The sequence below is a fragment of the Candidatus Nanosynsacchari sp. TM7_ANC_38.39_G1_1 genome, from assembly GCF_004138385.1.
In genome coordinates, this window is record NZ_PQNZ01000002.1 from 33,756 (window position 1) to 39,755 (window position 6,000).

Here is a 6,000-nt window from a genome sequence, read left to right on the forward strand (position 1 = left end):
TTCGACTAACCTTGAGCGAAAAGCTAGTATTAATATATCATAGAGTAGTGAAAATGTCAATACTTTCCGCAATTATTTCGTAAAATTTGCAAATTTTAGGCATTTTTGGCGGTTTTGCCGCTCGTCGCTAGCTCGTACAGCGCGATTCCGGCCGCTACCGACACGTTGAACGACTCTTTTTGTCCGAACATCGGAATCTCAATGATATCGTCAGCCAAAGCCAGCCATTCGGGCGCGATACCGCCGACTTCTTCGCCTAGCAGCAGCGCGACGCGGTCTGGCGCTGAATAATCGCGCAGATTAGTGCTATTGGCGGCTTGTTCCAGGGCGGCGATGCGGTAGCCCAGTTGCCGCAGTTCATCTAGCGGCGGTGCTTCGTGATATTCAAACGGCACCAAACTCTCGGCGCCGAGTGCCGTTTTGTGGATTTGCTGGGTGATTTTTTCACGAATGTGCGGCAGGCGCTGGTCGTCCCGCGTGATTTCACCGTCGATTAGCGCGCAATTTGGCGCTTCGCGGCACAAACTCAAATCTGGGTAGGGCGTATAGCCGCTCAAAATTAACTTTTCGACACCGAGCCCCTCGCTGGTACGAAAAATCGACCCGACATTGAAGGTTGAGCGGATGTTGTGGGCGATGACGACGATTTTTGGCATAATTCTATTGTAGCACTGTTTTTAGCGCAAGCTTTTTGCTAAAATAAAGGTGATGGACGAAGAAGAAGTTCAGCGCCGCCGGCGCGAACAAGACGAAAAAGCTACCCGCCAGCGGGCGACTATTTTAGGTTTGCCGTATGTTGATATGCGCAATCTAGAGGACACGCTACCGCTAGTCCCTGGCATGATTCCGATCGAGAAAATGCACCAATACCGTATCGTACCGCTAGCCAAGGGCGGCAACGAAGTGATGTACCAAATCGGCGTAACTTCGCAAACGCCGCAATCTATTTTGCAGAAGATCAAGCGCGAGTATCAAGATCGCGGCGACAAATTGCAGTTTTTGTTGATCAGTGCCAGCGGCTACCGGGCGATGATGCTGCGTTACGATCCGCCGCAGCGCACTGCTTACGATGATATCGAGATTGCTAAAGAGGGCGATAGCAACACCATCGCTCAAGTTAGCCAGACGTTGAATCTGGTATCGAGCGAGGAATTGTTTGATTTCCTGATCAAGCAGGCGGACAGGCTCGGCGCTAGCGACATTCACATTGAAAACGAGCGCGATTCTATCCGCGTACGCATGCGCGTCGACGGTGCGCTGCACCCAGTAGCGCAGCTAGAACGTTCGCGCTACCGGATTATCATGGGCGAGCTAGCTAGCCGTGCCGGCGTTAGTAGTGCAGCTATGGAATCGCAGTCCGGCCATATGCAGATGGAGATCACTACCGACCAAGGCACGCATCTATTGAACCTGCGCGTCGAGACTGTGCCAACGCTGTACGGTCAAGATGCGGTGCTGCGTTTATTTAATTTTGATGAATCATTGTTGAATTTGGACTTGCTGGGTATTCCGCCGCGCCAGCGCAAGGAAATCGACGAAGTTGTCAGCCACCCGCGCGGTCTGGTGCTGATGGTCGGGCCGACTGGCTCGGGTAAGTCGACGACGCTTTATAGTATGCTCAACGCGTTGAATACCACCGACCGCAAGCTGATTACACTCGAGGATCCGATCGAGTATGGCCTGAGCGGTATGTCACAAATCCCGATTGACACGACGCATGGGCAGAGCTTTGCTGATGGTTTGCGTAGCGTTTTGCGCCTCGACCCAGATGTGGTGATGGTTGGAGAGATTCGTGATGTCGATACGGCGCGCACGGCTATTCAGGCGTCAATCACCGGCCACTTGGTACTATCGAGCTTTCACGCCAATACTACCAGTACGGCCTTTAGCCGTATGATTGACATGATTGGAGTTAACCCGATCTTTTCAAGCGCTATCCGTTTACTGATTGCTCAGCGTTTGGTGCGGCGTTTAGTCGATCATACCAAGGAAGCGTACGAACCCGATGAAGCAACACGTAAATATGTTCAGCGCGTACTCGAAAAGCTGCCGCCTGATGTCGAGAAGCCTGATTTGGATAATTTCAAGCTGTGGCGCCCCGTGCCTAGCGAAGATGCGCCGTTTGGCTATAAAGGCCGGGTGGTTATCATGGAACAGCTGGTTGTTACCGATGAAATCCAGAAGTTTATCCGCGGCGACGTCCAAGATGTTCACCCCGAGACAATCGAAGAAACCGCTCGAAACGAAGGCATGTTAACACTCGAGCAGGTCGGCGTGCTGGCGGCTTTGCGCGGCGAAACTACGCTCGAGGAAATAGCACGGGTGATTTAACGCAAATTATGGTATAGTATTGAGTGCTGGCTCTAGACATAGGGTCTGGGTACAATCCATCGTCGAGTGGCCCCGGTACGGGGCGGAAGGAAGGTTTGAGATGGCCTGGAAAGGGGCTATTATGGGTAGGACTGCCGTTCCTAAAGCCTGCTTTGATGACTACGAACTGCGGCGATCAACCTCTCCAGATCGCCAGCTTCACGAACTGGCGGCTGGAGGTAAGGGCGGTGCGGCCTGCGCCGCTCTCGTCCTGATGAACTCTGCCCGCGAGGCAGGGTTCTACGTCGAGGTCTTTACCTGCAAATCGGTGTATCGAAAAAGTTCTTTTATCGTGGCCGTTTACGATAGGCAGGGCGGAGCAGTGCTGGCCTTTTTTTGTCTCGATGCTACTGGCAGCATCGAGACGGATTTTTGTAGATATCCGGAACTCCTGATTCCGGAGCCATCAAGCTGGCGTCCATATTTTTGGCGTATGCTTGATTGGGTTACTGATCCATCAACCACACTCTAGTCTCGTCGGCAGCCGCAAAGGCAAGCTCAAGCCAGCAGAGCTGCGCCTTTGCTCTGGGGCGGGGCGCGCGATTTAGTTCGCCGTCCCGCCCCCAACTCAACTACTTAGTCTTGATTTAGGATTTTTTTATGACATTTGCCACCGCTGGTACGACGCGTTTGTCGAATGGCGACGGGATAACTTCGTCGGCGGTTGGGTTCTCGACCAGCGCTGCCAGAGCTTCGGCGGCGGCTAGCTTGTGCTGGTCGGTGATTTTCTGGATGCCATTGTCGAGTGCGCCACGGAAAATACCAGGGAAAGCCAAGGAATTATTAACTTGATTCGGAAAGTCGCTGCGGCCAGTCGCTACGACGGCTGCGCCAGCGCTAATCGCGGCATCGGGCATGATTTCGGGTACTGGATTGGCTAGAGCGAAAATAATCGGCTGGCTGGCCATTGCCGCGATCATCTCTGGCGCCAGCGAATTAGCAGCCGATACGCCGATGAAGATATCGGCGCCAGTTAATACTTCTGCTAGCGTACCGCTTTCTGAAGTATTCAAATATTGCTGCAAGGCGGTTTTTTCTGGCGACAGGTCAGTGCGGTCGCTACTCAGCGCGCCGTGGCGATCGAGCGCAATTAAGTTTTTGACGCCGTACAGATTGAGCAGCTTAATAATCGCTGTGCCAGCCGCGCCTGGCCCCGCCAGGACGACTTTGCAGTCGCGCAAGTTTTTGCCGACAACCTTGGCGGCGTTGATCAGCCCAGCTAGCACTACTATTGCCGTACCGTGCTGGTCATCGTGAAATACTGGAATGTCTAGTTCGGCTTTCAAACGCTCCTCGATCTCGAAGCATTTTGGCGAAGCGATATCCTCTAAATTGATCGCTCCAAAGCTCGGCGCTATCGCCTTGACGGCAGCGATAATTTCTTCTGGCTCATGAACGTCCAGCACGATTGGCACGGCATCGACATTAGCGAAATGCTTGAATAGCAGCGCCTTGCCCTCCATCACTGGCATGGCGGCTTTCGGCCCCAAATTGCCCAAGCCCAAAATCGCCGAGCCGTCAGAGACCACGCCGACCAAATTGTTCGTCCAGGTGTATTTCGGCAAATCCGCCGGGTTCTCGGCGATGGCTTGGCTAACGGCACCGACTCCCGGGCTGTAATAAGCGCTAAGCTTATCGCGGTCAATTTCGCCGTTATCGCGCAGCGCGGTGGTGATTTTACCTTTATATTTTTGGTGTAGTTCGAGTGCTAGTTTGTTGTAATCCATGAGTATATTATAGCGCGTTTTGGCATTTTGGGCGCGCATGTTGAACTAAATGGCAGTTTGTAGCATAATATATTTATGAGAAGAAATGGAGAGTTTTTAGGCACAATAAGAAACCGGTTGACAACATTTTTGGCAGTTGGAAGTTTAGCGTTAAGCCCGTTTGTCGGGTCATGCTCGGCTGAGCGTCAGACGCCGGATTCTACGCCAGCCGGGAGCACTGCCTCCGAGAGCGCTACTGCCGGGACACTAACTTATGAGGAGTTAGCCAAAAAAATTGGCGAGGGTGATTCAGTTTGGATCGCGCCAGTTGCTTACATACAGAGTACAGACGGTGAAAACAGCGGCAAGATTGTTGTACGCCCAGCTGTTGAAGTCAACGGCGACCCGACATGCCAGCAGCCAGGCGAATCGCGGCAGGTGGGCGACGAACAGGTAAGATACTACGCCGTTGAAGATGGCAAATTGGTGGAAGTAGACTCTCCGTCATCCAAGGCGGCCAGACGGTCGGATAGCGTCGATGAAAATACAGTTATCTGCGTGAAATTTGACGGGGCAGTCGACGGATTTCAGCCAGGAGCGGAGCTTCCGACGGCTATGGTTATTGACGGCAAGCCCTACCGTGTCGTATATGTAGAGAGTTCAACAGAAAACTCGTTGACCCCGCGTCAAGCTCTTGACCCAACTGATGAATAGCTGCTTTGCTTGCATTTTAGTATAGTTTGTGGTATAATAAAAAGACATACCAATTTTAATTTCGAGGTGAAAGTATAACGAAATGGATATATTAAAATCTGGCAGGCCAGCTATGAGGCATGCAGCGTCTGAGGGGTCTACTGGCTTAGATTGGGATTGGCTGCCCAAGAAGGAGTTAAGGAAACCGATAGGCGCTCTCTCTGCGCTTGTTGTAGCGGTAACTTGTTCTACTGTGCATGAATCTATGGACCTTGCTACGCATGGAGAAAAAGATCCTACTCCTGTGACAGACAGGACTGATAATTTGCCTCAGCCAGCGGTGCCAGGCGACTCTATTGACACTAGCACTGACACTGATCAGTCTTCTTCGGACAGAGTAGTGGTAGACGGAGCTTTCTACGAGAGCACTTGCCAAATATGGCGAGAATCGGGGCAAGCTGGTAAATTCGTATGTGCCAACCCGAATAGAACTTTCAATCCGGGGGTTCAGCCGGTAGGCGGTGCTAACCCTGATACTCAGTTTTACGTCAATATCGATAGCGCTGACAAGTCAACCACGGCGTAGGGTTTTTTGAAATTGATAAAATATCAAGCGCAGCTGGTGGCTAGATGGACTCTGCCGCTAGCCATCTTTGCGTCTATTGCTCGCCGCTTGATATTGTGTTAGAATACTTGCATTGTACGAGAGTTAATGATTCGGGCTTTGTTCAGTGTGAAGCCGCAGAGATACAACTGCGTGGCCAGCTAGTTGATGTAGCGAACCTGATGAGTGAAAGGTTGGACTTATATGAGTTTTGCATTGATTCAAAAAGTAAACGAAAAGCAAAAGAAACATGCTGTGGTTGATGTTCGTAGCGGTGATACTGTGCGTGTTTCACAGCGCATTAAAGAAGGTAATAAAGAGCGCGTTCAGGTTTTTGAAGGTGTAGTTATTCGTACTGATAATAAAGATAGCCACACTAGCCGAATTACCGTACGTAAAATAGCTAGCGGTGTTGGTGTAGAAAAAAGCTTTTTAGTGCATAGTCCTCTTGTTGAAAAGATCGAGATTGTGAGGCGTGCTAAGGTTCGTCGTAAGTTCTTGAGTTTCTTACGTGAGCGTAGTGGTAAGAGTGCTCGTCTAAAGGCTGTAAAATTTGATCGTGAGGCAGTTAATACTTTACCAGATAGGTCAGTATCAAAAATAGAAGAAACTAAAGAGTCTGATGAG

6 protein-coding genes and 1 pseudogene are annotated in these 6,000 nt (G+C 51.0%); 5 read left to right on the plus strand and 2 right to left on the minus strand.

Features of this window, described 5'->3' with window-relative positions; genetic code table 11:
- Nucleotides 1-95: 95 nt before the first annotated feature.
- Nucleotides 96-656 carry a TrmH family RNA methyltransferase gene (locus G1ANC_RS00350; RefSeq protein ID WP_129693059.1) on the minus strand — a complete coding sequence of 187 codons (561 nt, stop codon included), beginning with the start codon at nucleotides 654-656 and terminating at the stop codon, nucleotides 96-98.
- 52 nt (nucleotides 657-708) lie between these two features.
- Here G1ANC_RS00350 and G1ANC_RS00355 point away from each other — a divergent pair, with 52 nt between their 5' ends.
- Nucleotides 709-2,331 carry a GspE/PulE family protein gene (locus G1ANC_RS00355; RefSeq protein ID WP_129693060.1) on the plus strand — a complete coding sequence of 541 codons (1,623 nt, stop codon included), beginning with the start codon at nucleotides 709-711 and terminating at the stop codon, nucleotides 2,329-2,331.
- Between the two features lie 100 nt (nucleotides 2,332-2,431).
- Entirely contained in the window at nucleotides 2,432-2,842 is a 411-nt protein-coding gene (locus G1ANC_RS00360) for a hypothetical protein (RefSeq protein WP_129693061.1), read from the plus strand.
- A gap of 115 nt (nucleotides 2,843-2,957) precedes the next feature.
- Here the strand turns inward: G1ANC_RS00360 and G1ANC_RS00365 are convergent, their stop codons facing one another.
- Entirely contained in the window at nucleotides 2,958-4,097 is a 1,140-nt protein-coding gene (locus tag G1ANC_RS00365; protein ID WP_129693062.1) for an NADP-dependent malic enzyme, read from the minus strand.
- 75 nt (nucleotides 4,098-4,172) lie between these two features.
- Between G1ANC_RS00365 and G1ANC_RS00370 the strand changes: the two genes are divergently transcribed.
- The 3 genes and pseudogenes from G1ANC_RS00370 to rplS form a co-directional block, all read left to right on the plus strand.
- Entirely contained in the window at nucleotides 4,173-4,790 is a 618-nt protein-coding gene (locus G1ANC_RS00370) for a hypothetical protein (protein WP_129693063.1), read from the plus strand.
- Between the two features lie 82 nt (nucleotides 4,791-4,872).
- On the plus strand, nucleotides 4,873-5,355 hold the full coding sequence (locus tag G1ANC_RS00375; protein WP_129693064.1) for a hypothetical protein: 483 nt from the start codon (nucleotides 4,873-4,875) through the stop codon (nucleotides 5,353-5,355).
- A 222-nt stretch (nucleotides 5,356-5,577) separates the two neighbouring features.
- Nucleotides 5,578-5,916, plus strand: a pseudogene (gene rplS / locus G1ANC_RS00380) (50S ribosomal protein L19); the annotation flags it as partial.
- Nucleotides 5,917-6,000: the final 84 nt, after the last annotated feature.